Here is a 24,955-nt window from a genome sequence, read left to right on the forward strand (position 1 = left end):
CTTCCGGTGGGTTCGACGGGCTCAGCCACCTCGCGTCGGGTGGCTGAGGCGTGACGCGGCGCTGCCGCCTCAGGCGGGGAAGTCGACCGGGCGCTCGGGGTCGGACGACGGCGTGCGGTCCGTCGGGTAGGGCACGGGCCACTGCGGCTCTGGCACCGCCCACCCGGCGGCGCGCAGCGCGCGCCGGGAGAGCTCGCGCGCCGAGTAGGGCGTGCGGACCCCACGGATGTCCCGGTAGTCCTGGTGTCCGGGGCCGGCCCACAGGATCGCGTCGCCCTCGCCCACGAGCTTCACGGCCTCGAGGATCGCGCGCTCGGGCGGGGTGAACTCGAGGATCTCGGCGTCGGGCCGCGCGCGGCGCGCACCCTCGATCAGGACCTCGCGGATGGTGTCCGGATTCTCGTGCCGAGGGTGGTGGTCGGTGACGACGAGGATGTCGCTGCCGAGCACCGCCGTGCGCCCCATGTCGTGGCGCTTGGTGGCGTCGCGGTCGCCGTCGGCGCCGAAGAGCATGACGACCTTGCCGGGGGTCACCCGGCGGACCGCCGCAAGGGTCTTCTCGAACGCGTCGGGGGAGTGACCGAAGTCGACGTACACCGCCGGGCCCTCGGGGCCGGAGACCAACTGGGTCCGCCCGGGGAGGGAGGCGTCGATGCGGCCGCCGTCGAGAGCATCGACGAGACGTTCCCACGCGTAGCCGGTCTCGAGCAGCATCACGATCGCGAGGCCGGCGTTGGCGGCCATGTGCCGGCCGATCACCGGAACCACCGTGGTGAGCGTCCGGCCGTCGCGCGCGCGCAGGGTGAACTCCGTGCCCTCCTGGCGCTCGTCGACGATCTCGACCGTCCAATCGGCCTCGGCCGTCGCATCCGCCGCGATGGCCGGGGTGACGATGGTGACCACGGGGATCTCGGCGCGGGCCGCGATCTCGGCGCCGGCCGGGGAATCGAGGCAGACGACGCCGCGGCGCGCGCGGTCGGCCCGGAAGAGCGGCAGCTTCGCCTCGAAGTACTCGCGCATGTCGGCGTAGTCGTCGAGGTGGTCGTGCGTGAGGTTGGTGAAACCCGCGACGTCGAACACGAGTCCGTCGACGCGGTGCCGCGTGAGCGCCTGCGCGCTCACCTCGACGGCGACCGCTTCGACGCCGCGTTCGCGCATGAGGGCGAGAAGGGCGTGGAACTCGGATGCCTCGGGCGTAGTGAGCCGCGACACGATGACCTCGCCCGCGATGTGGCGCTCCGCCGTCGAGGAGAGGCCCGTGACCACCCCGAGCTGGCCGAGGATCCCCTCGAGCAGGTGAGACACGCTCGTCTTGCCGTTGGTGCCGGTCGTGGCCAACAGCTGCGGGAGTTCGTCGTCAGGGCCGGTGCCGTACACCCACGCGGACAGGTCGCCCAGGAGCGCGCGGGGATCGTCGACGACGACGATCGGAAGACCCGTGGGGTCGGCGATATCGGCACCGTCGGCATCGGTGATGACGGCGACCGCTCCGCGCTCGGCGGCGGTCGCGGCGAACTCCGCCCCGTGCCGGTTCACGCCGCGGATCGCGACGAATGCCTCGCCCGCGCGCAGATCGGCCGTGGCGAGCGTGATGCCCGTGAGGGTCGTCGCCTCGACCTCCCCGACGCTGCGCACGCCGAATCGGCGGGCGAGCTCGGCGAGGTCGCGCTGGGGCGGACGCTCGGGCCGGAGCACGGGCGGGAGGTTCGGGGCAGCGTCGGTCGGCATCGGGTCCATTGTCTCATCCGGTCTCGCACAGACAGGGCATCGCCGCCGCACGGGCGCTTCAAAGGAGCGCGGCGGTATCGTCGGCGGGTGACTGTCATCGCGTTCCTCATCGGCGTCCTCGTGCTCGTGGTGGGACTGGCCGTCTCGATCGCGCTGCACGAGATGGGTCACCTTCTGCCGGCGAAGATCTTCGGCGTCCGGGTCGGGCAGTACATGATCGGCTTCGGGCCGACGCTGTGGTCGCGCCGGATCGGCGAGACCGAGTACGGGTTCAAGGCTCTGCCCCTCGGCGGCTTCATCTCGATGGCAGGCATGTATCCGCCCGCTCCCGAGGGTGAGGAGCCGTCGAAACGGCGGTCGCGGTTCTTCGCCACGATGGTGCAGGACGCCCGGGATGCCAACGCCGAGACGCTCATCGGGGGCGACGATCGCGCCTTCTACCGGCTGCCCGTGTGGAAGCGCATCATCATCATGCTCGGCGGGCCTGCGATGAACCTCGTCCTCGCGGTCGTGCTGTTCACGATCGCGCTGAGCGGCATCGGCATCCAACAGGGGACGACGACCGTCGCCTCCGTCTCGGAGTGCGTGATCCCGGCGAGCCAGCAGCGGCAGGACTGCGAACCGTCCGACCCGGTCGCCCCCGCCAAGGCGGCGGGCATGCAGCCGGGCGACAGAATGATTTCGATCGCCGGCACCCCCGTCTCGAACTTCAACGAGGCGGCGGCGATCATCCAGGCGTCTCCCGGCAAGCCCCTGTCGATGGTCATCGAGCGAGACGGCGCGGAGCAGACCATACAGTTCACCCCGCAGTCGACCGACCGGGCGGTGACGAACGCGCAGGGCCAGCCGGTGACCGATGCCTCCGGCGCCCCCGAGTACGAGACGATCGGGTTCGCCGGCCTCAGCCCGCAGATCGCGTTCGAGCCGCAGCCGATCTGGACCGGAGTCGAGGCGACGGGTCAGTACATCGGACAGGTCGCGACGATCATGTCGCAGCTGCCGGTGCGCGTCTACGATGTCGCCGTCGACACGATCACTGGTCAGCCGCGAGACGCCGACAGCCCGATGAGCGTCATCGGCGCCGGCCGGATGGCGGGCGAGATCGCCGCGGTGAACGCTCCGATCCTCGAGCGCGTGCAGCAGATCGTCCTGCTCCTCGGCGGGCTGAACATCGCCCTCTTCGCGTTCAACCTCATTCCGCTGCTGCCCCTGGACGGCGGGCACGTCGTCGTGGCGCTCTGGGACGGACTGAAGAAGCTCATCGCGCGCGCCCGCGGACGGATCGCCAAGCCCGTGGATGCCACGCGTCTCGTGCCCGTGACCTTCGTCGTCGTGATCCTGCTGGTGGGCGTGGGCAGCGTGCTGTTCCTCGCGGACATCTTCAATCCGGTGAAGCTGCTGTAGCGTCGCCTGGTCCCGGTGGCTTCGACGGGCTCAGCCACCCCGGGGTGGTTCCTGAGCCCGTCGAAGGGACCGTGCGTCAGAGCACGTGGGCGATCAACCGCTCCAGCGTCCGCATGCCGTCGCGCGACAGGATCGACTCGAGGTGCCCCTGCACGCTCGCGTACCCGGGTCCCCGCAGGGCGTAGACGTCGCCGGTCTCGGTATCCGCCGCCACATCGGTGACGATCTCGGTCGTGACCGAGCCCCGGCCGACGGTCATGCCGCGCTGGGTGTCACCGGGTGCGACGCGCGCCGTGAACGTGTTGTAGAAGCCGATCGAGGCGGGCTCGCCGAACACGTCGACGGTCTTCTGCAGGCCCTGGTGCGGCTGGGCCAGGGGCCGCAGGTCGATCCCGAGCGAGTCGGCGAGGATCTGGTGGCTCAGGCACACCGCGAGCAGCGGCGCACCGGCCGCGCGTCGGCGGCCGACGACGTGGCGCATCGCCGCCATCCGCGGGCTGTCGTCGCGCGGGTCGCCGGGGCCCGGGCCCGAGACGACGAGGTCGGCCGCGTCGAGATCGGCGTCGGTCACCTCGGACCAGTGCACGATCCGGGTCTCGAGGCCGAGGTGGCGCAGCTGGTGCGCGAGCATCGTGGTGAAGCGGTCCTCGGCATCCACGACGAGAGCCGTGCGTCCCGCGAACGGACCCGAGCCGTCGGGATCCTGCGGGTTCATCCAGAACGGCGCGAGACGGTCGTTTCGGGATGCCAGCAGCTCGGCGATCGCGGGATCCTCGGCCAGCGGGCGACGCTCGGACACGGGCGCGTCGGGGTCGGCGTCGGCGGGCGCAGCGGGGACATCGCGCGGGATCGCGCCGATCGCCCCGAGGACGCCCGCAGCCTTGCCGTGGGTCTCGCCCACCTCGCCGTCCGGATCGGAGTGGCGGACGAGCGTGGCTCCCACGGGGACTCGGAGGCGGCCGTCGACCAGGTACGCCGTGCGGATGAGGATCGGCGCGTCGAGATCGTGCGTCGGGCCCTCGGTCGCACCGTTCGGGGTGAACAGCGCCGCGACGCCCGAGTAGTAGCCGCGCGGCGTCGTCTCGTGCCGGGCGATGACGGTGCAGGCGTTCTGCATGGGGGAGCCGGTGACGGTGGGGGCGAACATCGTCTCGCGCAGGATGTCGCGCGGGTCGAGATCGCTGCGACCGCGCAGCATGTACTCGGTGTGGGTCAGGCGGGACATCACCTTGAGGTGGGGGCCGGTGATGCGACCGCCGTCACTGCAGACGGCGCTCATCATCTTCAGCTCCTCGTCGACGACCATGAAGAGCTCCTCGGTCTCTTTGGTCGAGCGGAGGAACTCGGCGAGCGTCTCGGCCGTCGCGCCGCCCGCGGGGTGACGGAAGGTGCCCGAGATGGGGTTCATCGTCACGATGCCCGCCTTGGCGCTCACGTGCGCCTCGGGGCTCGCGCCGACCGCGATGTGCCCCTCGGTCACCACCGCGAAGGTCCAGTACGCGCCCTTCTCGTGCTCGAGCAGAGCGCGGAACCACGTCAGCGCCGCGACGCGCGGGTCGACGTCGACTCCGGCGACGAAGTCGCGGCGGATGACGAAGTTCGCGCCCTCGCCCCGGCCGATCTCGTCGGCGATCACCCGCCGCACGATGTCGGCGTACTCCTCGTCGGCGATGTCGAAGCCCGCGTCCGCGAGCGGGATGGGGGAGGAGGGGAGGGATGCCACGGTCTCGGCGCGATCGAGCGAGACGCGCTCGTCCACGACGAGGCACCGCAGCGGCGCCCCGTCGTCGTGGCAGACGAACCCACGCTCGCGCACCTGCCGGAACGGCACGAGCGCGAGGACTTCGCGCGCGGTGCCGGTGGCATCCGTCAGGGGGATGTCGCGCAGCAACTCGACGTCGACGACGTCACCGGTGAGGACCTCGACGGTCGTGCCGTCGCGCGCGATCAGGGCGAACGGGGCGGTGCCGCTGAGGAGGTCGTGGATCAGGGAAGAGGGGTCGGGCCCGGTCATCGAAGTACTTCCGTCTGTGATCGAGGGTCCGGAACGGCCGCCGGAAAACACGAAGACCGCCCCGATCCCGAGGGAGGGCGGTCTGTCGCACGCGTGCTCACCGCCTAGACGGTGGGCCACCAGGATGTGTACGCGCGCATGGCGCCGAACTTATCACAGGGCGACCCTCAGCCCCTGTCAGGGTGCGGAAGCGTAGGCTTGTGGACGTGCCTGCAGTGAACATCGGGATGCCCCGCGTGCCGGAGGTCCTCGCGCCTCGTCGCAAGACCCGTCAGATCAAGGTCGGCAAGGTGCTCGTCGGCGGTGACGCCCCCGTGAGCGTCCAGTCGATGACGACGACCCCCACGACGAACATCAACGCCACTCTCCAGCAGATCGCGGAGCTCACGGCATCCGGCTGCGAGATCGTGCGCGTGGCCGTCCCGTCGCAGGACGACGCGGATGTGCTGCACATCATCGCGAAGAAGAGCCAGATCCCGGTCATCGCCGACATCCACTTCCAGCCGAAGTACGTCTTCCAGGCGATCGACGCCGGGTGCGGCGCGGTGCGCGTGAACCCGGGCAACATCCGCAAGTTCGACGACCAGGTCGGTGCGATCGCCGCGGCCGCGAAGGCGGCGGGCGTGTCGCTGCGCATCGGCGTGAACGCCGGATCGCTCGACCGTCGTCTGCTCGAGAAATACGGCAAGGCCACCCCCGAGGCGCTCGTGGAGAGCGCCGTGTGGGAGGCGTCGCTGTTCGAGGAGCACGATTTCCACGACTTCAAGATCTCGGTCAAGCACAACGACCCGATCGTCATGGTGAAGGCCTACCGCCTTCTCGCCGAGCGGGGCGACTGGCCCCTGCACCTCGGCGTGACCGAGGCCGGACCCGCGTTCCAGGGCACGATCAAGAGCGCGACGGCGTTCGGCATCCTGCTCTCCGAGGGCATCGGCGACACGATCCGCGTGTCGCTCTCGGCCCCTCCGGCCGAAGAGGTCAAGGTCGGCCACCAGATCCTGCAGTCGCTGAACCTCCGCGAGCGCAAGCTCGAGATCGTCTCGTGCCCCTCGTGCGGTCGCGCGCAGGTCGACGTCTACACGCTCGCGGACGACGTCACGGAGGGCCTGAAGGACATGACGGTGCCGCTGCGCGTGGCCGTCATGGGCTGCGTCGTCAACGGTCCCGGCGAGGCGCGCGACGCCGACCTCGGTGTGGCTTCGGGCAACGGCAAGGGCCAGATCTTCGTCAAGGGCGAGGTCATCAAGACCGTTCCCGAGGCCGAGATCGTCCGCACGCTCATCGAAGAGGCGAACCGCCTCGCCGACGAGATGGGTCCCGACGCGGCTCCCGGTACGGCGCAGGTCATCACGGTCTGACCGACGCATCGCGTGGTCCGCGCAGGAGGGGTCCGCGCGCGAGTGATTGGACCACTGCCGTTCCGATAGCGTCGGAAGTCGTATGACCGCTTCCGCCGCCGCTTCCGCATCCCCCGGACCCGACGCGTCCGCGATCCGCCCGATCGTCGCCGGTGTCGTCACCGCGCTCGTCGGGTTCACGAGCACGTTCGCCGTCGTCCTCACCGGCCTCCGGGCCGTCGGCGCGAGCGACGACCAGGCCGCCAGCGGACTCCTCGCCCTGTGTCTCGCCATCGCGGTGGGATGCCTGTTCGTCGGCGCGCGCTACCGGATGCCGATCACGATCGCGTGGTCCACCCCCGGCGTCGCGCTGCTCGCCGCCACCGGCGCTGTGGACGGCGGCTGGCCGGCGGTCGTCGGCGGGTTCTTGGTCTCGGCGGTTCTCATCCTGCTCGCCGGGTTCTTCCCTCCGCTCGGCGCACTCATCGCCCGCATCCCGCCGTCGATCGCCCAGGCGATGCTGGCGGGAGTGCTGTTGCCGCTGTGCGTGGCGCCGTTCACCGGCGTGCTCTCTGATCCGTGGGGCGTCGCGCCAGTGCTCGTCGTGTGGCTCGTCGCCGCGCGGCTGCTGCCGCGCTGGGCCGTGCCTCTGGCGTTCGCGGCCGCCACTGTCGTGATCGTGATCGGGATCGTCCGGTCGGGCGCGCAGGTGGACCCGGCGACCCTGGTTCCCCGCGTCGAGTTCGTGTTCCCCACCCTCACGTTCGGCTCGGTGGTCGGCATCGGCATCCCGCTGTTCGTGGTGACCATGGCGTCGCAGAACGTGCCCGGGGTCGCCGTGATGCGGAGCCTCGGGTACACCGTCCCGTGGCGCCCGGCGATGATCGTCACCGGCCTCGGCTCGGCCGTGGCCGCGACCGCCGGCGGCCACGCCGTCAACCTGGGAGCCATCAGCGCCGCCATCGCGGCAGGACCCGACTCGCATCCCGATCCCAACCGCCGGTGGCTCGCGAGCATCTCGGTCGGCTGCTCGTACTTCGTCCTCGCGGCGCTGTCTTCCGCGTTCGCCGCTCTGGTTCTCCTGGCACCCGCGGGCGTCATCCCTGCCGTCGCGGGGGTCGCGCTGTTCGCGGCGTTCGGTTCCGCGATCCAGCAGGCGATCGATGACCCCGGCGAGCGGATGCCGGCGGTCGTGACGTTCCTCGTCGCGGCGTCCGGCATAGCGATCGCCGGCGTCAGCGCGGCCTTCTGGGCACTGCTGGCCGGGCTCGTGGTGCGGGCCGTGCTGCACGTGGGGCGGCGACGCGCGGTCTGAGCGCCGCTCAGTGGAGCATGCCGCCCGGGAGCGCCGCGTCTGTCGGAGCGTCGACCGCGATACGGAGGGCCACCTCGAGCCCGCGGACGATGTCGCCAAGGGGCAATGAGTCCACTCTGTCGGGGGCGTTCTCTGCCGCGTAGGGGACGTGGAGGAACCCCGCCCGGATGCCGTCGGCGTCAGCCCGTCTTGTGCTGTGCTCATCGACCCGACCCGCCGCAAGCAACAGGGCACGTCTCGGCGCTGGCTTCTTTTCTGGGCTCGTCGTCGGTGACGTGTGCGGGGGCGCGCGTGCGCTCGGCGCGGACAAAGGAGAAGTACCAGGGGTATCGGTGCCATACGGGGCACTTTCATCGTTCTGGCAACATCCTGGACCGTTACGCCGAAGATGTTGTGATTGACCGTCTGAGCGCCCCTGACGCGGCCTCGCTCATTCGGCCTGCGTCCGGGGTCGATCTCGGCGCACTGCGGGCTCAGGAGGGCGCTCTGAGGGGGCGCAGGGCATCGCTGCTGGATCTTGCCGCCTCCGGCACGTTCGATGCCACGGAGGTGCGCGAGAAGGTCGCGCCCATCGACGCGGAGCTAGCGGAGGTGACGGCCCATATCGGGGCCGCGCTCGCCGTCGATCCATTCGCCTCGGTCCTAACGGCCAGCGACGCGCGGGCGGCGTGGGATGCGCTCACCCTTGCGCGGAAGCGCCGCATCATGTCGGAGTTGTTCGTGGTTGTCATTCGTCCCGTGGGCAAGGGGGTGCGGGTGACCACGCTGGAGCAAGCTGCGGCGTCGGTGGCCATCGTGTGGAATAAGCCCGGTCTGCGTCATATGGCGCTCCCCACGCTCGTGAACGAGGCCGACGTGTCCGTGGATCTAGAAAAAGAGAAAATACCGCTTGACCTGGGAAAAATTGGTGACGAACCAGGCCGCCTGGTTCCGTGGGCACGCGACTCGCCGCTCGTAACGAGATTGTTGCGAACGTCGAGTGTGTAGAGCCCGGGTCTAGCGTCCCAGAGCCCGGGCGCGCAGGTAACGCTCCCGTGACTGAAGCGCCTGACGGGCCACGGGCGAGGCGTCCGAGTAGCGGGCGTTGAGGCGCGCGTTGTTGCGAGCGACTTGCTCATCCACACGACGGGCGGCAGCTTGCGAGTAGCTGTTGATGCTCATTTTGTGCTCCCATCCTCTGTTGCCGTAACGCTAGCGGTAGTCTCCGACATTGGCTGTAGCGCATCACGCGCAGTTTGCCTGTCGGTTTCTTCGTTCATTATTTTCGCACCGTTTGCGGCTGCTGTCGCCAGTGCGAGAGCCTTCGCCATCGCGATGATGACCGCGCGTTGCGCGCCGCCGATTGCACCAACGTCGCGGTTGTTGACGCTCAGCATCCCGAGCTGGACGGAGCCCGCTTTGACGGGCACGTTGAAGAACGTCTTGTAGCGCTCGATCTTCGTTGACCAGTCGAAGCCCGGGATCTCTTCGGGGTAGTCGTGCACTTCGGGCTCGTCGTCCTCGCGATCCATCATGGTCCAAATGATGAGGTCCGGGTCCAACCGCTCGTAGAACGGCTTGTTCGGCTTGTCGCGCCGGTCCCATGTGCCATGCACGGCGTCCTTCAGCACGCGCCGGTCATCCTTCTCCCGGTGGAGGTTGTATGAGGTGGCGCGCGTTCCAGGCCCCACGGCCTGAGCGGCCATCTGGACGACGATACGCCGTAGCGCTTCGACGGCCTGCGCTTGGCCCTTCCCTGTCAGGAACAGCGTCCGGATGGCTTCGTTGAGCACGACGTTCAGATCCAGAATCGACTTCTCAGCGGCCCGCTCGCCCTCAGCGATGGTGCGCGACGAGGCTCGGACTTCCCATGCATCGGCCACCTTGTCGCCCACAACGGCGAGCACCGCGAGCACACCAGCCGCTATGGAGATGACGCGGAAGGTGATCCACCACGCCTCATTCGAAAACAGGAAGACCGTAGTGCCACCCTCGGGGATGCTGAGCCAGAGGAACGGTGAGAGGGCGGCGGACACGCCGCCCAGCACAGTGAGAATCAGCGTTACGGCTCGATGCTCCGCCAGCCATCGCCCCGTGCCATCGCTGAACTTGACGCCAAGGCGTCGCCACCAGCCGGGCTGAGTCGGCTCTACAAGTGGCCCCGTCGCGGTCATGCTCACATGGTGCCAGACGCATAGTCAACGTTCGGGCAGGGCCTACGGGAGACTTCCTGCGCTGCACCGACCGAACCGCTAGAAGGCGTATGTAGGCGTTCCCGCGGCATCCGTTGGCGCGAGGGATAGCGTGCAGTGTGGGCGGTCCGGCGGGTCGGGGTCGCCGCGTGCCGCGTACGGCGTGTCCGGGTCGAGCGCGACCGTCAGCATGCGGTCAGAGCGAGCCCCAGGCTGAAGCCTTGGTGTCGGACTTGCTCGATCTCATAGAGAAAGCCGGACGACCTTGATGGCCGTCCGGCTTCGCTAGAGCGGAGAGGACTTACTCTTCTTCTTCTTCCTCACGGCGGATCTGCATGATGGCCTCCTCATTGTTGACCGCCCCCGTGGGGGGTTGATGTGCAAACATTACCTCACTGACGTCGGACATGGCCGTACGGCGGACATAAGTGGGGGGACTGTGGGGGTACTAGAGACGATCTTGTTCGGCGTGTTGGCAAGCCTCGTTGCGTCGTTCATTTTTCTAGGGTGGACACGCTTGCTCACGCCCAAGATCGTCATCTCGCCTCATATCAGTGTCTACCCCTCGAACGACGCGGGTGTCGGGGATCGCTACCGAGTAAAGATCAAGAACGACCGCTACCGCTCCGTCTCGGACATCTCAGTCAGCGTGTTCGTTCAGGAACGCCGCGTCGTGACCGGTGGCGAGATCAAAGTGAACAAGCGCATCGGAACCGTCTGGTCCACGCACACGGTCGTACGTAAGAGGCGGAACGATCCGGAGAAAGACAACTGTCGTCGCGTCCGGATCCTGTCGGATGAGCTTGAGGAGGTGTACCTCTCTAAGGATCACCCGCATGTGCTGGTTGAGGTCTACTGCCGAGACAGTTGGTCGGGTGTTGGGCGAGTGTTCCGGCAGAGCTACGCAGGCATCGATGGTTTCCGCTACGGGTCGTTCAAGCACGGCGACTCGATGGAGATTGATCCCTACGTGGGCCACCGAAAGATGGTCCTCCTTGAGAAGTTGAAGCAGCGCGACGAGGCGCTGGCGGCAGTCGCTCAGCCTGCCGACATCCAACAGTCCGCCGCCGACGCAACTGCCTCTGAGGACGGCACTCAAGCTTCGGCGGCTGGCCGGGCCTGAGGGCTAAGCGGCCAAGCTCTTGGCGGTCTCGCTCGTGACGATGGCTCGCACGGTCGAGGCGTGCCACGTTTTGCCCTTTGCTGTCGTGACGCCCTCGGCGTTGAGCGTGCGAGCAATCGCGTGGAGGCTGTCGCCCGCGGCGTGCATCTCTAGCACGCGCCTGTAGGTCGGCAAGAACCCGGGATTGACCACGCGCCCGAACACCGCGCCCTCGGGCCGAGATCGAGTCAATCGAGCGCGCCCGCCGCGAGGAGGGCATCGAAGTCGGGGACGGAGGCGTGTTCACATAGCGCTCGCCGCATCCTGCTGATCGTGCTCATCGAGACGCCCAGCGTGATGGACTGCTGCGCGATGGTCAGCCCATCCATGGCGGCGAGTCGGTCAAGGTCGTCGTCGCCCCACACAGGGCCGGGTCCGGGCGAGTTCCGCCCTCCGGTCGCGCCGCGCTCTCTCATTTTCAGAATCCAGTTAGGCGACCAATCCTGGAGTACCGCTGCGGCAGCGTCGTCGGCCATCGACTCGACATCGGCCAGGCTGATGCCGTGCCCGCGGTTCGAGTACAGCGGATAGAACGTTCTCGCACGCTCTCGCACCCGACGCTCGAAGGGGTCTGCCAGGTCATCGTGAGACGGCTGTGCGTATCCAGCACCGTCGAGATCGTTCAGCGTCCGGTAGCCCCAGGTCGTCAGGTAGCGCCACACGTCGCCGCGGTAGCTCTTGGCCTTCCGAGTGACGAACCCATTCAGGTCACGGCGTTCCTTCGCGTAGACCATGCGGAGGATGGGGAATCGTAGCGCTCGCCGCTGCTGTCGGCCTGCTGTGCGTGCCTGCGTCGCTTTGGCCGCGAACGTCCACAGCGTGCCCGCATCGGTCGCTCTATCTCTCCCCCGGAGAGAGGGGTTCATTGATGCGTAGTACGCACTATCGGCGGCGTCGTGCGCGAGCACTTTACTTGGTGCGTCGTACGCGCCAACCATGCTGCGCTGCATCTCCGCCAGCGTGAGGCGGCGCGGTGGATAAGCGCTAACCCCGAATGCGGGATCGTCAGTGCGGGCTAGGAAAGGCACCCGGCGCTGCGGGTATGGGTCGGGTCGGATCGACATCGAGAATCCAACTCTTCAACCGCTCTCGTCCTGGCAGGGATGGGGGCGGTTTCTCGTTGCCCACGGCGGTACTGTCAGAGATATCGGCCATCAGGCCGTAACCCGTGGCCGCGGCCCGATGTCGTCGTTACTGCGGGCAGCCCGCTTACGGAACGGCGACGACTCCGGCGATCTGCAAGCCGATCACAACGAGGCTGATCAGAAGACCGCCGCCGAGCGAGATGATCAGATTGTCTCGGTTACGTACGAACCAACGTCGAGCGGCCCATCGACCTTTCGCGAGCGTTAGGACTGGTCTTGGCGATGGGGAAGCCGTCTGCTCAGCTTCGCTGCGATGGTAAACGGGATCGAAGCTCCATCGTGCGTCCGTCCATCGCCTTTTGCGCTGGTACGCGGTGAGCATCCGCGCACAACTGACCTGGAACCGTTCCGTATCAATGCGGGTGGGGGTACGCCAGACAACTTCAGCGCGCATCGGCCCGTCGTCTTTCGGCCAGACGAAGGCGGCCCCCCATATGAGGGAGCGGCCCTCTAGGTGAATGGACACGTAGATGGATACGTCTCGCATCGGCCCGCCGTATCCGATCACCTTCTCTTCCAGACTGACCAAATCGGTGGCGGAAAACTTGATGAGAGATTGGCTCGTTGCGGAGTACTCGACGAACGCTCGCGGCCAGACGTTCGCGAGGCCCGCCTCGAAGAGGTCGAGCAGGTCCGCAGCGATTCGCCAAGGGTCAGTGGCGTTGGGAAGAGAGATGTCCACTTCCTGCGCGAACGTGTCAGCCATAAGAAGCTCAGAGTAGTTGGCGACGAAGTACGTTTTGTGTAGCAACGGCGGCTGTCATCGCCTTCACGGGAAGCGTCGTGAAGTAGGCGGTCGGCGCCGCCGTCGACGACCGGACGGTCGAGCGGTCGATCGCCCGCGTTGTCGGGGATCCGTGCGTCGGCCAGATTGATGGCGACGCGCTCCGGTGTGAGGCCCGCGCGGCCGCCGGCGAGACCGACCGCCAGGACGACGTCGGGGGAGTGCTCGCGAATGAGCGCTCGGAGGCGGGCGGAAGCTTCCGCGAACACGACCGGCAGCACCTCGGCCACGAGCGTTTCCGGACCCGACCAGCGTTCCGCCACGAGGCGCACCGCGTCGCCAGAGGGATTGGTCGCGTCGCCGGCGAAGGGCTCGAAGCCCGTGAGGACGATCGTCGTCACCATCCGGTCCTCCCCTCGAGGGCGAATTCTGACCGGATGCGATCGCGCGCGGAGGCGTACTCGGGCAGGGCGTCGAAGAACGCGAACTTTCGCGCGACGACCGAGTCGGTGGCATCCACGTCCGGCTCGACCACGTAGGTGGCGAACGTCTCGGCGAAGTCCTCGGAGACGTTCGTGGCGGCGTAGTCGCTCACGAAGTCCTCCTCGTGCGCCTGGTAGACGTCCCATGCCACGTCGGCGTCGACGTTGTCACGTGCGGGGGCATCGGTGTACCCGGACCAGAACCGGTCGGCGAAGCGCTGCAAGTCGGAGCCGGGCAGCAGGCATCCCGCTCCCGCCCACTCGGTGTCGCAGTCCACGGCCGAGGCGTCCGTGTCGTCCGCGCCGAGGCTCAGCATGTGCGCGTACTCGTGGACGAGCGTCGTCAGCAGCAGGTCGCGATCGTCGGCGTAGGCGAGGTTCGCCGCGAACACCCACTTCGTCAGGTCCTCGGCGCTCGCGACGTAGGCGAGGGTGTCGCTGTCGGGATCGTCGCCGGTCTGATACTCCGTGATCTCGGAGGCCGCGAACTACGGCGTCGTCACGCGGAGGAGCTCGTTCCAGACCCGGCTGGAGCGCCCGTCCGGTTGCGGCGTGAGCGTGGCGTCCGCCGCGACGGTGAAGACGTCGGTCGCCGCGAACTCGGGCGCCGCTTCGGTGTGTTCCCGCCCGAGCCCGCCTAGCGCAGTTCCGACGCTCACTCCCGCGCCGATCGCCACCCACGTCATGACGCCCACGAGGACGGCGACAGAGGCGCTCAGGAGAGCGATCCAGCGGGGACGCATGCCCTCACCCTAGGGTGCGCCGGAGGAGCGGGATCCGCGGCGGGCGGGTGGCATCCACCGTTCTAGACTCGATGATCGTGGTCACCCGTCTCTCGAACTACTTCCTCCGCACGCTCCGCGAAGACCCCTCGGATGCCGAGGTCACGAGCCACCGCCTGCTCGTGCGCGCCGGCTACATCCGTCGCAACGCCCCGGGCATCTTCGCGTGGCTGCCTCTCGGCCTGAGAGTCAAGGCCAAAATCGAGACGGTCGTGCGCGAGGAGATGGCGAACGCGGGCGCCTTCGAGGTGCATTTTCCAGCGCTCCTGCCCCGCGAGCCCTACGAGGTCACGGGCCGCTGGGAGGAGTACGGCGACGCGCTGTTCCGCCTGCAGGACCGTAAGGGCGCCGACTACCTGCTCGCCCCCACGCACGAGGAGATGTTCACGCTCCTGGTGAAGGACCTGTACTCGTCGTACAAGGACTTGCCGCTGACGATCTACCAGATCCAGGACAAGTACCGCGACGAGGCGCGTCCTCGCGCCGGCCTCCTGCGCGGCCGCGAGTTCACGATGAAGGACGCGTACTCGTTCGACGCGACCGACGCGGGACTGGATGCCTCGTACCAGGCGCAGCGCGACGCGTACGAGCGCATCTTCCAGCGCCTCGGGCTCGAGTACGTCATCGTCGCGGCCGACGCCGGCGCGATGGGCGGCTCGAAGTCGGAGGAGTTCCTGCACCCGACCCCCATCGGCGAGGACACCTTCGTGCGCTCGGCGGGCGGCTATGCCGCCAACGTCGAGGCGTTCACGACGGTGGTGCCCGAGGCTCTTCCCATCGAGGGGCAGCCGGAGGCCGTGATCTTCGACTCCCCGAACACCCCGACGATCGCGACCCTCGTCGATCACGCGAACGCGCACCTCGACGCCCCGGCGCCCGGCATCGCCGGCCCCGCCACGGCCGAGGCCACCGCGTGGACCGCGGCGCACACGCTGAAGAACGTCGTCCTCGCCCTCACGCACCTCGACGGCACGCGCGAACTCGTCGTGGTGGGCCTGCCCGGCGATCGCGATGTCGACGACAAGCGCGTCGAGGTGGCCTTCGCTCCCGCCGAGGTCGAGGCCGCGACCGAGGCCGACTTCGCGAAGAACCCGCTCCTGGTGAAGGGCTACATCGGCCCCTGGTCGCCCACGGGTCCCGTGCTGGGCGAGGAGTCGGCGACGAACATCCGCTACGTGCTCGACCCCCGCGTGGTCGACGGCACCGCGTGGATCACGGGCGCGAACATCGACCAGAAGCACGTGCACTCGCTCGTCGCCGGCCGCGACTTCGTCGGCGACGGTTTCGTCGAGGTCTCGACCGTGCGCGCGGGTGACCCGGCCCCCGACGGGTCGGGCCCGGTGGAGCTTGCACGCGGCATGGAGATCGGCCACGTCTTCCAGCTCGGCCGCAAGTACGCCGAAGCGCTGGGCCTCAAGGTGCTCGACGAGAACGGCAAGCTCGCGACCGTCACGATGGGCTCCTACGGCATCGGCGTCACGCGCATCCTTGCGATCATCGCCGAGCTGAACAACGACGACAAGGGCCTCATCTGGCCGGAATCGGTCGCGCCGTTCGACGTTCACGTCGTGGCCACCGGTCGCGATGCGGCGGCGTTCGAGCTCGCGGCATCCGTCTCCGACCAGCTCGAGGCGCAGGGGCTCGACGTGCTCTACGACGACCGCCCCAAGGTCTCGCCGGGTGTGAAGTTCGGCGACGCCGAGCTCGTCGGCATCCCGCGCATCCTCATCGTCGGACGCGGTGCCGCCGACGGCGAGGTCGAGCTGTGGGACCGCCGCACGGGCGAGCGCGAGACGCTCCCGGTCGCCGACGCCGTGGCGGCGCTCACGCGCTGACAGCCTGCCGAAACGGCATCCCTCCCGCACGGGTCAAGGGGTGCCGTTTCGCCGTTTCCGGGAGGCTGCCGCCGGTAGCGTGGATGCCATGATCTCGGCCCCTCGCCTGTCGCTCCGCGACGGCTCCACGATCCCTCAGCTCGGCATCGGCACCTACAAGGTGCCCGCGGATCTCACCGCGGGCCTCGTCGAGGGCGCGCTCGCCGCCGGCTACCGCCACGTCGACACGGCCGCCCTGTACGGCAACGAGACCGAGGTGGGGGAGGGCCTGCGCGCTTCGGGTCTCGATCGCGACGAGGTCTTCGTGACGACGAAGGTGTGGAACGACGACCAGGGCTTCGACGAGACGTTGCGCGCGTTCGACGAGAGCGCCGCCCGCCTCGGCCTGGACCGGGTCGACCTGTACCTCATCCACTGGCCGATCCCCAGTGCCGACCGCTACGTCGAGACGTGGAAGGCGCTGGTGCGCCTGCAGCAGGAAGGACGCGCGACCTCGATCGGCGTGAGCAATTTCGCGATCCCGCATCTCGAGCGCCTGCGCGACGAGACCGGGGTGCTGCCGTCGGTCAACCAGGTCGAGCTGCACCCCCGGTTCCCGCAGAACGAGCTGGTGGATTGGGATGCCGAGAACGGGATCGTCACCGAATCCTGGGCTCCGCTCGCCCGTGGCGGACTGCTCGACGAGCCCGTGCTCGCGCGGATCGCCGCGCGCTACGGCAAGACCCCCGCGCAGGTCGTCGTGCGCTGGCACCTCGACCGCGGACTCGTGGTGTTCCCGAAGTCGGTGTCGCTCGGCCGCATCCGCGAGAACGGTGAGGTGTTCGACTTCACCCTCGACGCCGACGACCACGCCGCGATCGCGACGCTGGAGACGGGCGAGCGCACCGGACGCGACCCCTCGCTCGACTGAGCCCGCTCAGGTGTCGAGCCGCGCGTAGCGGGCACGGAAGATCGTGAAGACGCCGTAGGCGAGGAAGCCCAGGCCCACGAGGACCGCGAGCAGCGGCCCCGCGGGCAGTGCCATGAGAGCCGACACGGCGCCGTCCAGGCCCCCTGCCGTATCGGGTTCCACACGGATGGCCGCGATCGTCACCAGCACGCCGACCACGCCGAGCGCGACGCCCTTGGCGACGAAACCCACGGCCCCCAGGGCGCTCAAAGCGTGTCCCGCCGCGCCGTCGGGGATCCTCACCTTGTCGTGGAACGAGCGTCGGACGCCCATCCACACGAAGCCGACACCGACTCCGGCGACGATGAGCCCGGCCGTCCCGAGCACGAATCCGCCGATCGGCAGCGTGAGGACGCTCTGACTCAGATCTTCGGTGGTCTGTTCCGCGCGGGGTCGGGCGCCGAGCGCGACCGCCGCCGAGATCACCCCGATCACCACGAAGACGATGCCCTGTGGGGCCTCCGCCGCGATCCGCGCGACCCGTTTGCGGCCGGACAACCCGCGCGGCGCGACGGCCTGCAGCAGGTGCCAGCCGCCCAGCGCGACCAGTCCGACGGCGAGGCCCCAGAGTGCCACGGCGCCGAGCGGCAGAGCGGCCACCGCCCGGAAAGCCCCCGTCTGGTCGGTGTCCTCGGCCGCGCCGAAGCCGACGGCGAGCACGAGCCCGCCGACGAGCAGATGCAGGATGCCGTTGGCCACATAGCCCGCGCGGGCGGCGATGCGCAGTGTGGGGTTCGCCTCGGCCTCGCGAGCGGCGGATCGGGCGGAAGACGGCATCCCGGAACCGTATGCGCTCCGGCGTCGGAATGACAGCCGGTTGCGCACGACTCTCCTGCGCTGTGTCCGAGGGGTCGGGGCGCGATCGGGTTCGGGGCGCTGTTTATCATGGCCTGATGCCCGCTTCCCGCCGACCGCTCGTGCGCCGGTGGAACGCCCTCCCCGCGCTCACGCGCAACGCACCTCCGCGCGTTCTCCTCATCGTCGGAGCCGTGGTGGTGCTGCTCGGCGCGCTCATCGTCTCGCGGCCCCTCACCTCGATCGTGCTGCTCGGGGTCTACGTCGGCGCGAGCGCCGTGGTCATGGGCGTGTTCGAACTGTTCGGCCGGTCGACGAGGTGGTGGGCGCGGGCCGTCGCCGTGGCCTGGATCGTGGCGGGCGTCGCCGTCCTGGTGTGGTTGGGGCGCAGTCTCGAGCTGTTGCCGTCGGTCCTCGCCGTCCTCCTGGTGATCGGTGGGTTGGCCTCGGTCGGCCGCGCCGTCACGGGCGGTGCCATCAGCGTCCGGGTGCTGTCGCTCGCGTGGGGGATCGCGCAGATCGCTTTCGGGGTGCTGTCGTTCACGTGGCCGGATGTGACCGTGCTGGTGCTCGCCGTCGTCTTCGGTGTGCGCACCATCGTGTTCGGTGTCGGGGTCTTCGCGCGCGGGGTGGGTGGCATCCGTCGTCGTCGTCCGCGAGCGACGCCGTTCGACGCCGACCGGGCCGTCCGTCGTCGGCGGCGGCGCGCCCGCTGGACCGCCGTCGGACGCTACGCGCTCTCGCTCGTCCTCGTCGCGACCGCCGCGGGCGGGTGGTGGCTCAACGACTGGCTGCACGAGGGCGCCCCCGTGGTCGACGCGTTCTACAACCCGCCCGCCGAGGTGCCGAGCGGCCACGGACGGTTGATCCGTTCCGCCGCTTCGCCCTGGCGTGCCCCGCAGAACGGCGACGTCACGCGGATCCTGTACACGACCCGGGATGCCGTGAGCCGCCCCGCCGTGGCGAGCGCCATGGTCATCACCCCCAAGGACCCTCCGCCGGGGCCGCGTCCCGTCATCATCTGGAACCACGGCACGACGGGGGTCGCGCAGGGGTGCGCACCGAGCCTCCGTGACTCGACGGCCACCCGCTGGGCGATCCCCGCTCTCGAGCAGGCGTTGAAGGCCGGATGGGTCGTCGTCGCCTCGGACTTCTCGGGCCAGGGTGCCCCCGGTGCCTATCCGTACCTCATCGGCAAGGGCGAGGCCCGCTCGTCACTCGACGCGGTGCTGGCTGCGGCCGAGCTCCGCAGCGACCTCACCCTCTCGCCCGACACGGTCGTGTGGGGACACTCCCAGGGCGGGCACGCGGCCCTGTGGACCACCGCGATCGCCGACGATTACGCGCCCGGCATCGACGTCCTCGGAACGGCGGTCGTCGCACCGGTCGCCGACCCGCCCGCCCTCGCGCGCGAACTGCTCTCCGGACCGCCGAACGCGATGCTCTCGGTCATCACGTCCTGGGTGCTGGTGCCGTACTCCGAGACCTACGCCGACGTCCACCTCGACGACTACATCGCCGAGGGTTCGCGTTCGATCGTCCTCGAGATGACGCAGCGGTGCCCGACGGAGCCCGGTGTGGTCGTGTCGGTCCTGACGGCCCTGGGCGTCTCGGAGGACCGCCCGCTGTACAGCGCCGACCTCACCGACGGCGCCCTCGGACGGCGCCTCGAAGAGAACGCGATGACCGAACCGCTCGGCACGCCGATGCTCGTGGCGTGGGGCGCCGACGACGAGGTCATCCCACCGAAGCTCCAGCGCGAGTACATCGACAAGCTCTGCGCCGAGGGGCAGCCCGTGCGGTGGGCGAGTTACGCGGGCTACGACCACCTGCGTCCGATCCTGCCGAAGTCGCGCTTCCTGCCCGTGCTCTACGACTGGACCAAGAACCTCATCGAACGCAAGCCCCAGGTCGTCGACGGGTGCGGGCTGCGGTGACCCGCAATACGGCGTGCGGGTGAAGATCATGTGTCGGGGCCATTGCCGTCTTGGCAGGGTGGCGCAGGACTGATTACGGTCGTTAGGTGCCCGACAAAAGCTCAGAGCTCCGCCCGACTCACCCGCTCGCCGTCGCGCCCGTCGTCGCCCCCGCGGCGTCGGTGGACGGCTTCACGAAGCAGTTCCTCCAGAATCTGAACTTCGACCAGGGCGTGACGCTGTCGACCTCCGACGTCAACGATCAGTACCTCGCCCTCGCCTACACGGTGCGCGACTACCTGATGGCGCGCTGGTTCGACGACCGGGCGAAGCAGAAGACCCAGCAGGCGAAGACCGTCTGCTACCTGTCGGCGGAGTACCTGCTCGGGCGCCAGCTCGACAACAACCTCCTCGCCGCGCGCCTCACCGACATCGCGACCGAGGCGCTCGCGCAGTGCGGGATCGACTTCGACGCCGTGCGCGCCGTCGAGATCGAGCCGGGGCTCGGCAACGGCGGCCTGGGCCGCCTCGCCGCCTGCTTCATCGACTCTCTCGCGACCATGAGCGTTCCCACCATCGGGTACGGCATCCGCTACGAGTACGGCATCTTCCGCCAGAGCTTCGCGGACGGCCAGCAGATCGAGCAGCCCGACGCATGGACGCGTATGGGTTCGCCGTGGGACTTCGCCCACCCCGAAGCCGCGCAGACCATCTCGTTCGCCGGTCACACCGAGACCTACGACGACGAGGGCGTCACGCGCAGCCGGTGGATTCCCGAGTGGAACGTGCTCGCCGTGCCGTACAACATGATGGTCCCCGGCTACCACAACGGCCGCGTGAACACCCTGCGCCTGTGGCGCGCGGTCGCCACGAACGCCTTCGACCTCCACACCTTCAACTCGGGCGACTACGTCGAGTCCGTGCGCGCGCAGACCTTCGCCGAGAACATCTCCAAGGTGCTCTACCCCGAGGACTCCACGCCCCAGGGGAAGGAGCTGCGTCTGCAGCAGCAGTACTTCTTCGTCGCGGCATCCATCGCCGACTTCATCGAGAACGTCCTGCCCGACGACTTCGACCTCGAGAAGCTCCCCGAGCGCGTGATCTTCCAGCTCAACGACACCCACCCCGTGATCGGTGTGCCCGAGCTCATGCGCGTGCTCGTCGACGAGAAGAAGCTCGAGTGGGATGCCGCGTGGGCCATCACCCAGAAGTGCTTCGCCTACACGTGCCACACGCTGCTGCCCGAGGCCCTCGAGGTCTGGCCGGTCGACCTGCTCGGGCGTCTGCTGCCCCGGCATCTCGAAATCATCTACCGCATCAACGACGACTTCCTGCTCGAGGTGCGCGAGCGTTTCGGCGACGACGAGATGCTCATCCGCAACATGTCGATCATCGGCGAGCACCCCTCGCGCTCTGTCCGCATGGCGTACCTCGCCACGGTGGCGGGGTCCAAGGTCAACGGCGTCGCCGAGCTGCACTCGCAGCTGCTTCGTGACAACGTGCTCAAGGACTTCGCCCAGATGTGGCCCGACAAGTTCACCAACGTCACCAACGGCGTCACGCCCCGCCGCTTCCTGCGTCTCGCGAATCCCGAGCTGTCGGCGCTCATCACCGAGGCGCTCGGCGCCGGCTGGACCGTCGACCTCGAGCGCCTGCGGGGCCTGGAGGCCCTCGCCGACGACGCCGACTTCCGCGAGCGCTTCGCGGCCGTGAAGGCGTCGAACAAGCGGCGCCTGAGCCGTGTGCTCGAGGCGCGCGGCGAAGCCCCGCTCGACGACGGTCACCTGCTCGACGTCATGATCAAGCGCCTGCACGAGTACAAGCGTCAGACGCTGAAGGTGCTGCACATCGTCAGCACCTACGAGGGCATCGTCTCGGGGCGCCTGGATGTGGATGCCGTGCAGCCGCGCACCTTCCTCTTCGGCGCCAAGGCGGCTCCCGGCTACGGCATGGCCAAGCGCATCATCCACCTCATCAACGCCGTCGGTGACGTCGTGAGCGCCGACGAACGCGTGCAGGGCAAGCTGAAGGTGCTGTACCCGGCGAACTATAACGTGACCCTCGCCGAGAGCATCATCCCGGCCGCCGACCTGTCGGAGCAGATCTCGCTCGCCGGCAAGGAGGCATCGGGCACCGGCAACATGAAGCTCGCCCTCAACGGCGCGCTCACCATCGGCACCGACGACGGTGCGAACGTCGAGATCCGCAAGCTGGTCGGCGACGACAACTTCTTCCTCTTCGGCATGAGCGAGCCCGAGGTCGAGGCGCTGTGGGCCGAGGGGTATCGTCCCGCCGACTTCTATCAGGAAGACGGCGAGCTCCGCCGTGCGATCGACCTGATCGCCTCGGGCGCGTTCTCGGACGGCGACCGGTCGGTGTTCGAGCCGCTCGTGTCGAACCTCCTGTACGACGACCGGTTCATGGCGCTCGCCGACTTCCGCTCGTACCTCGACGCGCAGGACCGGGTCGACGCGGCCTACGCCGACCAGGACGCGTGGGTCCGCTCCGCGATCCTCAACGTCGCGCGCAGCGGCTACTTCTCGTCCGACCGCGCGATGCGCGACTACCTCGACCGCATCTGGCACGCGACGCCGATCAGCTGAAGGGTTCCGGATGCCGGTTCTGGACGCCGTTCCGGCGAGCGGCATCCGTTCTCTGGCAGGAAGCGGGCGGTCTCTGACCGTCGTGCGCCTGCCCTCGATCGCGCGGGCGCGGCAGAGTGGGGGTCCAGCCGAACCCTGAGGCCCCGTGCACCTCGTCGACATCCCCGTGCCCGACACCCTCGCCGCTCGCGGGGCTCTCGCCCTGGCGGAGCAGTACCAGACACCCGCGATCACCGCCCATGCGCTGCGCTCGTGGCTGTGGGCCGAGGCGTTCGCCCGAATCGACGGGATCACCGGGATCGACCATGAGCTGCTCTACGTCGCCGCGGTGCTGCACGACATCGGCACGGTGACGGAGTTCGACAACCACACGATCTCGTACGAGCACGCGGGCGGCCACGTCGGCGTCGCCCTCACCGCCGGGGCCGGCTGGCCGCGGGAGCGCCGACAGCGCGTTCTCGACGTCGTCGTGCGGCACAACTGGCCGAGCGTGGATCCGTCGATGGATGCCGAGGGCTACCTCCTCGAGACGGCGACCGCGCTCGACATTTCAGGCGCGCGGCCGGATGCTCTTCCCGCCGCGTTCATCGCCGAGGTGCTCGTCGCCTACCCGCGGGGTGCCCTCGCCGAGGAGTTCGGCGCGTGCGTGCTCGATCAGGCGACGCGCAAGCCCGACACGGCGGCTCGGCGCCTGGTCGACGGGGGAGTGGTGGCCAAGCTCGCGGCGAATCCGCTCGAACGGCTGGGGGAGGCGGCCGAGGCCGAGCGAAATTCCTGAGAAAACGAGCGTCCGTGGCGGCTCGCGGCCTGTTTCCGCGACCCGCCGGACGTTCGGCGTCAGAATCTCAGGAGTTTCGCACCGTGCCGCGTGGCGTGCCGCGCGCCGCTCCCGGGAAACGCCTGTGCAACCTACGGGCGATCGTGCTCGGGTCGCCGAGTCGGTGGCATCCCGGGTATCGTAGGGGGGTTGTCGGCGCCGGTCGTGCCGACGAAAGCTGAACAACGGAGGGCCTTGTGGACATCGATCTCGCACTTCTGAAGACGATCGAACGCGAGAAGGAGATCCCCTTCGACGAACTCGCGCGCATCATCGAGCAGGCGATCCTCACCGCCTACGCCAAGCACATCTCGCCCAGCGGTGAAATCCCCGCGGGCGCGCGCGCCTCGCTCGACCGCAAGACCGGTCACGTGGGCATCTTCACGCCCGTCACCGACGAAGAGGGCGCCGTCATCGGCGAAGAGGAGCAGGCTCCCGACGACTTCGGCCGCATCGCCGCCTTCGCCGCGAAGCAGGTCATCAGCCAGCGTCTGCGCGACATCGCCGACGACGCCGTTCTGGGTGAGTTCCGCGGCAAAGAGGGCGACATCGTCGCGGGTGTCGTGCAGCAGGGCCCCAACCCCCGCATGGTGCACGTCGATCTCGGCACGGTCGAGGCGATCCTCCCGCCCGAGGAGCAGGTGCCCGGCGAGACCTACGCGCACGGTTCGCGGCTGCGCGTCTACGTGACGAGCGTCGCCAAGGGCAACAAGGGTCCGCAGATCACGGTCTCGCGCACCCACCCCGGGCTGGTCCGCAAGCTCTTCGCCCTCGAAGTGCCCGAGATCGCCGCGGGCCTGGTCGAGATCGTGTCGCTGGCCCGCGAAGCCGGTCACCGCTCGAAGATCGCCGTCAAGGCGAACGACCCCACGGTCAACGCCAAGGGCGCCTGCATCGGCGAGCTCGGCCGCCGTGTGCGCGCGGTCACCGAAGAGCTCGCCGGCGAGAAGATCGACATCATCGACTACGACGCCGAGCTCCCTCGCTTCGTCGCGAACGCGCTGTCGCCGGCCAAGGTCACCTCGTCGTTCGTCCTCGACGCGTCGACCAAGGCCGTGCGCGCTCTCGTTCCCGACTACCAGCTGTCGCTGGCGATCGGCAAGGAAGGGCAGAACGCGCGTCTCGCCGCCAAGCTCACCGGCGCCAAGATCGACATCCAGCCCGACAGCATCCTCGAAGACAACTGAGCCGCCGTCGCTGCGCTGACGGCGAGGTGTACGATGGAACCTGTACGAACGTGCGTCGGATGCCGCGCACGCGCCCCCCGATCTTCGCTTCTGCGTGTGGTCGCGGACGGGTCGGTCCTCGTCAGAGACGAGAGAGCGGTCCTGCCCGGGCGGGGAGCGTGGGTGCACGAGACGGACGCTTGCGTGGGAAAAGCTCTCACGCGTCGCGCCTTCGTACGAGCATTGCGTGTGTCAGGCCCGCTTGACACGCAGACCTTCGAATCAACCCTCCAGCGAAAAGGCTGAACGGCTATGGACACGAAGTGAACGGCTCGAAATGAGACCCGTCCGCAACTAACGGTCTGCCCTGTCCGGGGTAGGCCCCAGACAGGAGAATTGTGGCAAAACCACGCGTGCACGAGATCGCTTCCGAGCTCGGCGTCGACAGCAAGGTCGCGCTTGCGAAGCTGAAGGAGCTCGGCGAGTTCGTCAAGAGCCCTTCATCCACCATCGAGCCCCCCGTGGCTCGTAAGCTCCGCGCCGCCCTGGCGGCCGAGGGCTCTTCCGGCTCCTCGGATGCCAAGCCCGCCGCTCCCGCGGCGCGCCCCGG

The 24,955-nt window shown here is 68.8% G+C and carries 23 protein-coding genes and 1 pseudogene; 13 read left to right on the forward strand and 11 right to left on the reverse strand.

Annotated features, from left to right (window positions below; genetic code table 11):
• Window positions 1-69: 69 nt before the first annotated feature.
• A complete protein-coding gene (locus tag NS283_RS11675) occupies window positions 70-1,728 on the reverse strand; it encodes a Mur ligase family protein (protein WP_058597059.1) in 1,659 nt (552 codons plus the stop codon).
• A gap of 87 nt (window positions 1,729-1,815) precedes the next feature.
• Here NS283_RS11675 and NS283_RS11680 point away from each other — a divergent pair, with 87 nt between their 5' ends.
• Window positions 1,816-3,132: a M50 family metallopeptidase gene (locus NS283_RS11680; protein ID WP_058597040.1), complete on the forward strand. Its 1,317-nt coding sequence runs from the start codon at window positions 1,816-1,818 to the stop codon at window positions 3,130-3,132.
• A gap of 76 nt (window positions 3,133-3,208) precedes the next feature.
• On the opposite strand, the gene NS283_RS11685 is transcribed toward NS283_RS11680, so the two are convergent.
• The gene (locus NS283_RS11685) at window positions 3,209-5,146 is read right to left on the reverse strand and encodes an anthranilate synthase family protein (RefSeq protein ID WP_058597041.1); all 1,938 of its coding nucleotides are present in this window, start codon (window positions 5,144-5,146) and stop codon (window positions 3,209-3,211) included.
• A gap of 206 nt (window positions 5,147-5,352) precedes the next feature.
• On the opposite strand from NS283_RS11685, the gene ispG reads away from it, so the two are divergent.
• The 3 genes from ispG to NS283_RS11705 all read left to right on the forward strand — a co-directional run bounded on the left by ispG (window position 5,353) and on the right by NS283_RS11705 (window position 8,785).
• The gene (gene ispG / locus NS283_RS11690) at window positions 5,353-6,504 is read left to right on the forward strand and encodes a flavodoxin-dependent (E)-4-hydroxy-3-methylbut-2-enyl-diphosphate synthase (RefSeq protein WP_193751290.1); all 1,152 of its coding nucleotides are present in this window, start codon (window positions 5,353-5,355) and stop codon (window positions 6,502-6,504) included.
• Between the two features lie 82 nt (window positions 6,505-6,586).
• The gene (locus NS283_RS11695) at window positions 6,587-7,798 is read left to right on the forward strand and encodes a benzoate/H(+) symporter BenE family transporter (RefSeq protein ID WP_058597042.1); all 1,212 of its coding nucleotides are present in this window, start codon (window positions 6,587-6,589) and stop codon (window positions 7,796-7,798) included.
• 393 nt (window positions 7,799-8,191) lie between these two features.
• Complete coding sequence (locus NS283_RS11705; RefSeq protein ID WP_058597044.1) at window positions 8,192-8,785, forward strand: hypothetical protein; 594 nt, start codon at window positions 8,192-8,194, stop codon at window positions 8,783-8,785.
• Between the two features lie 9 nt (window positions 8,786-8,794).
• On the opposite strand, the gene NS283_RS18940 is transcribed toward NS283_RS11705, so the two are convergent.
• Window positions 8,795-8,959 (reverse strand): hypothetical protein, encoded by a 165-nt coding sequence (locus tag NS283_RS18940; RefSeq protein ID WP_193752675.1) that lies wholly within the window; start codon window positions 8,957-8,959, stop codon window positions 8,795-8,797.
• The gene (locus NS283_RS11710; protein ID WP_153003349.1) at window positions 8,956-9,951 is read right to left on the reverse strand and encodes a hypothetical protein; all 996 of its coding nucleotides are present in this window, start codon (window positions 9,949-9,951) and stop codon (window positions 8,956-8,958) included. The genes NS283_RS18940 and NS283_RS11710 overlap by 4 nt, the downstream gene beginning before the upstream one ends.
• A 535-nt stretch (window positions 9,952-10,486) precedes the next feature.
• On the opposite strand from NS283_RS11710, the gene NS283_RS11715 reads away from it, so the two are divergent.
• Complete coding sequence (locus tag NS283_RS11715) at window positions 10,487-11,092, forward strand: hypothetical protein (RefSeq protein WP_153003350.1); 606 nt, start codon at window positions 10,487-10,489, stop codon at window positions 11,090-11,092.
• Between the two features lie 3 nt (window positions 11,093-11,095).
• Here the strand turns inward: NS283_RS11715 and NS283_RS11720 are convergent, their stop codons facing one another.
• From NS283_RS11720 to NS283_RS11740, 6 genes and pseudogenes are all read right to left on the reverse strand, one after another.
• Window positions 11,096-11,296 carry a recombinase family protein gene (locus NS283_RS11720; RefSeq protein WP_058597047.1) on the reverse strand — a complete coding sequence of 67 codons (201 nt, stop codon included), beginning with the start codon at window positions 11,294-11,296 and terminating at the stop codon, window positions 11,096-11,098.
• 23 nt (window positions 11,297-11,319) lie between these two features.
• Window positions 11,320-11,865, reverse strand: a complete 546-nt coding sequence (locus tag NS283_RS11725) for a hypothetical protein (RefSeq protein ID WP_058597048.1) — start codon at window positions 11,863-11,865, stop codon at window positions 11,320-11,322.
• Between the two features lie 475 nt (window positions 11,866-12,340).
• Entirely contained in the window at window positions 12,341-12,982 is a 642-nt protein-coding gene (locus NS283_RS11730; protein ID WP_058597049.1) for a hypothetical protein, read from the reverse strand.
• 152 nt (window positions 12,983-13,134) lie between these two features.
• Window positions 13,135-13,404, reverse strand: a pseudogene (locus NS283_RS18420) (pyroglutamyl-peptidase I family protein); the annotation flags it as partial.
• Window positions 13,398-13,874: a hypothetical protein gene (locus NS283_RS11735; RefSeq protein ID WP_058597050.1), complete on the reverse strand. Its 477-nt coding sequence runs from the start codon at window positions 13,872-13,874 to the stop codon at window positions 13,398-13,400. The gene NS283_RS11735 and the pseudogene NS283_RS18420, both read right to left, overlap by 7 nt.
• A gap of 96 nt (window positions 13,875-13,970) precedes the next feature.
• Window positions 13,971-14,225, reverse strand: coding sequence for a hypothetical protein (locus NS283_RS11740; protein WP_058597051.1), 255 nt, complete (start codon window positions 14,223-14,225; stop codon window positions 13,971-13,973).
• A gap of 77 nt (window positions 14,226-14,302) precedes the next feature.
• Between NS283_RS11740 and NS283_RS11745 the strand changes: the two genes are divergently transcribed.
• Together NS283_RS11745 and NS283_RS11750 are read left to right on the forward strand one after the other, a co-directional pair.
• Window positions 14,303-16,099, forward strand: a complete 1,797-nt coding sequence (locus NS283_RS11745; protein ID WP_058597061.1) for a proline--tRNA ligase — start codon at window positions 14,303-14,305, stop codon at window positions 16,097-16,099.
• An 88-nt stretch (window positions 16,100-16,187) separates the two neighbouring features.
• Complete coding sequence (locus NS283_RS11750) at window positions 16,188-17,009, forward strand: aldo/keto reductase (RefSeq protein ID WP_058597052.1); 822 nt, start codon at window positions 16,188-16,190, stop codon at window positions 17,007-17,009.
• A gap of 6 nt (window positions 17,010-17,015) precedes the next feature.
• On the opposite strand, the gene NS283_RS11755 is transcribed toward NS283_RS11750, so the two are convergent.
• Complete coding sequence (locus tag NS283_RS11755) at window positions 17,016-17,825, reverse strand: DUF1206 domain-containing protein (RefSeq protein ID WP_058597053.1); 810 nt, start codon at window positions 17,823-17,825, stop codon at window positions 17,016-17,018.
• 116 nt (window positions 17,826-17,941) lie between these two features.
• Between NS283_RS11755 and NS283_RS11760 the strand changes: the two genes are divergently transcribed.
• From NS283_RS11760 to NS283_RS11780, 6 genes are all read left to right on the forward strand, one after another.
• Complete coding sequence (locus NS283_RS11760) at window positions 17,942-19,780, forward strand: alpha/beta fold hydrolase (protein ID WP_058597054.1); 1,839 nt, start codon at window positions 17,942-17,944, stop codon at window positions 19,778-19,780.
• Window positions 19,781-19,866: 86 nt separating this feature from the next.
• Window positions 19,867-22,362 carry a glycogen/starch/alpha-glucan phosphorylase gene (locus NS283_RS11765; protein ID WP_058597055.1) on the forward strand — a complete coding sequence of 832 codons (2,496 nt, stop codon included), beginning with the start codon at window positions 19,867-19,869 and terminating at the stop codon, window positions 22,360-22,362.
• Between the two features lie 145 nt (window positions 22,363-22,507).
• On the forward strand, window positions 22,508-23,140 hold the full coding sequence (locus NS283_RS11770) for an HD domain-containing protein (protein WP_058597056.1): 633 nt from the start codon (window positions 22,508-22,510) through the stop codon (window positions 23,138-23,140).
• A gap of 236 nt (window positions 23,141-23,376) precedes the next feature.
• Window positions 23,377-24,366, forward strand: a complete 990-nt coding sequence (nusA, locus tag NS283_RS11775; RefSeq protein ID WP_058597057.1) for a transcription termination factor NusA — start codon at window positions 23,377-23,379, stop codon at window positions 24,364-24,366.
• A 33-nt stretch (window positions 24,367-24,399) separates the two neighbouring features.
• On the forward strand, window positions 24,400-24,651 hold the full coding sequence (locus tag NS283_RS18425) for a YlxR family protein (RefSeq protein ID WP_081317405.1): 252 nt from the start codon (window positions 24,400-24,402) through the stop codon (window positions 24,649-24,651).
• A gap of 92 nt (window positions 24,652-24,743) precedes the next feature.
• A partial coding sequence (locus NS283_RS11780; RefSeq protein WP_193751288.1) for a translation initiation factor IF-2 N-terminal domain-containing protein occupies window positions 24,744-24,955 on the forward strand: 212 nt, incomplete at its 3' end.

It is taken from the genome of Microbacterium testaceum, from assembly GCF_001476285.1.
In the GTDB taxonomy this organism is placed as follows: domain Bacteria; phylum Actinomycetota; class Actinomycetes; order Actinomycetales; family Microbacteriaceae; genus Microbacterium; species Microbacterium testaceum_B.